The following is a 2612-nucleotide window of genomic DNA, read 5'->3' on the forward strand; positions in this document are numbered from 1 at the left end:
GTCGTCGGCCGGGTTGCCTCGCAGCAGTGCGCCAGCTGGCAGCGCCACTGGCGTGTCGGTGGCGCTCAGCAGCAGCTCGGCCTGTGGCGCCACTTCCAGCAGTTTCTTGCCGGCCGCATTCGGGTGGGCCAGCAGCAGCGCGTCCTTGGCTTCCTTCTTCGGGTCGATCAGCACCAGGCCGCCCGTTTCGAACAGCCGGCCTTCGTTGACCACCTTGACGATGGAGGCCTGGATGGCGCTCAGGTCGAAGCCGACGAACAGGATCGCGATGATCTTGCCGCCGCTGTCCTTGACCGGCTCGTAGCGCGTCATGTAGGGCTTGCCGAACAGCACCGCGCGGCCGACGAAGGGCTCGCCGGCATTGACCGGCTTCCAGGCCGGGCTGGCCGGGTCCAGCAGCGTGCCGACGGCGCGCTCGCCGTTTTCCTTCTTCAGCGAGGTGCTGATGCGGCGAAAGCCGTCGCCGTCGCGCATGAAGATGGTGGCCACGCCGCCGGTCAGTGTGTGGAACTTGTCGACCTCCGCAAATTCATTGTTCAACACGGTGCCGTCGTGCAGCAGCTGGCCATCGGCCAGGCTCAGCGTGCCGGGCAGCAGCGAGCGGAAGCCGGCGTGGGCCTGCAGGGCCGACTCGCGCGCCGCGGCGTCGAAGGCGTCGATCATGTGGGCGACGGCTTCGGTGCGCTGCAGCGCCTGCTGCGTCACCTGGAGCTGCTCGGCCCGGGTGGCCCGCCAGCCCAGCAGGCTGCCGACGGCCAGCAGCATCAGCAGGCTGGCGCTGGCTCCGAGCAAGGCCACGTCACGGGCGATCGAGCCCGAAGGGCGCGCGGAAGAGGGGTGTGAGGTTTGCATTCGGAGTTTCAGCCGAGTCGGAAGGTGGCGACAACGTCGGCCAGTTGGCGGGCTTGCTGCTTCAGGCTCTCGGCTGCGGCAGCGCTTTCTTCGACCAGCGCGGCGTTCTGCTGCGTCATCTGGTCGAGCTGGTTGACGGCGGTGCCGACCTCGCCGATGCCACGGCTCTGGTCACCGGCAGCGCCGCTGATTTCGTTGATGATGCTGCTGACGCGCTGCACCGAGGCGACGATCTCGCCCATGGTGCTACCGGCGTCCTGCACCTGGCGCGCGCCGTTCTCGACCCTGTCGACCGAGGCACCGATCAGGCCCTTGATTTCCCTGGCGGCGTTGGCGCTGCGCTGCGCCAGGCTGCGCACTTCGGTGGCCACGACCGCAAAGCCGCGCCCTTGCTCGCCGGCGCGGGCGGCTTCGACGGCGGCGTTCAGCGCCAGGATGTTGGTCTGGAAGGCGATGCCGTCGATCACGCCGGTGATGTCGGCAATCTTGCGGCTGGACTGGTTGATCTGCGCCATGGTCTGCACCACCTGCTCGACCATCTCGCCGCCGCGATGGGCCACGGCCGAGGCGGAGGTGGCGAGCTGGCTGGCCTGCAGCGCCGCGTCGGCGCTGTGGCGCACGGTGCCCGTCAGCGTCTCCATCGAGGCTGCGGTTTCCTGCAGGTTGCTGGCGGCCTGCTCGGTGCGCTGGCTCAGGTCCAGGTTGCCGGTGGCAACCTCGTCGCTGGCGATGCGGATGCTGTGGGCACTGTCGCGCACCTGGCCGACGATGCCGCGCAGCGAATGCTGCATGTCGCCCAGTGCGCGCATGAAATTGGCCACTTCGTCGCGCCCTTCGTCGGCGATGTTGGCCGACAGGTCGCCCCTGGCAATGTCGCCGGCCAGGTGGGCGGCGCGGTGCAGCGGGCCGGTGATGGAGCGCACCATGGTCAGCATCAGTGCCGCCATGCCGCCCAGCACCACCAGCATCACGCCAATGCGAACGCTGGACTGTGCGGCTTCGGAGCTGCGGTCGGCTTCGCGGGTGCTGGCAATCTGCTCATGGGTCTGCACCACCCACTTGTTGAACACGTCGCGGGCCTGGTCCAGGTCGGCCTGGGCCTGGCCGGCGTAGGCATAGGCGGCGGTGGCGTCCATCTTGGCGTCCACCACCTGCTGCAGGATGTCTTCCAGCGGCTTGACGTGGGCTTCGAAGCCGTCCACGCCAGGCTTGAGGGCGGCGGCGCGTTCGGGGTCGGCCATCACGGCCTGGAGCTGCGTGCGGGTTGCGGCAACGGTCTTCTTCCACTGCGCGTGGTAGTCGCCGGCTTCGTTGGCATTGTTGCCATTGAGCATCACCGACTGTTCGAGGCGCTGCACACGTTCGAGCGCAGCCAGGATGGCGCTGGTGTCGCGCGAGGTCGCGGCCTGCATGTCCAGCATGTCGCCCACGTGCTGCTGCAGCGCGCGGAAGCTGATGGCGGACCAGCCGCCCATTGCGAGGATCAGGATGCAGAGGGTGAGGGTGCTGCCCAGCAGCCGCTGTCGGATGGTGAAGCGGCGGAGAAAGTGGTTCATGGCGATGGCGCGGATGGGTTGGAGCGGGCCTGGGGTGGCCCGGACGGCAAAGCTCGCGTCTCCATGGGTATCCGTTGTCGCCACGCGCCGCGCAGGGCGCGGGGCATGACCCGGTCTTTGCCGGGTTCTGGCGTCAGGAAGCGGTGGTCCGCTGATCGGGGGTCAGAAAGTTTCCCAGTCGCTTTCGTTGATGGCGGCGCTGGT

Annotated in this window: 2 protein-coding genes; both read right to left on the reverse strand. The window is 68.5% G+C overall.

Features of this window, described 5'->3' with window-relative positions:
- A partial coding sequence (locus tag FKP22_RS26770; RefSeq protein ID WP_211361603.1) for a Cache 3/Cache 2 fusion domain-containing protein occupies positions 1-852 on the reverse strand: 852 nt, incomplete at its 3' end.
- 8 nt (positions 853-860) lie between these two features.
- Positions 861-2408 carry a methyl-accepting chemotaxis protein gene (locus FKP22_RS34425; protein WP_141290998.1) on the reverse strand — a complete coding sequence of 516 codons (1548 nt, stop codon included), beginning with the start codon at positions 2406-2408 and terminating at the stop codon, positions 861-863.
- Between the last annotated feature and the right edge of the window lie 204 nt (positions 2409-2612).

Origin of the sequence: Ideonella azotifigens, from assembly GCF_006519715.1 — a bacterium.
GTDB classification, from domain to species: Bacteria; Pseudomonadota; Gammaproteobacteria; order Burkholderiales; family Burkholderiaceae_C; genus Ideonella; species Ideonella azotifigens.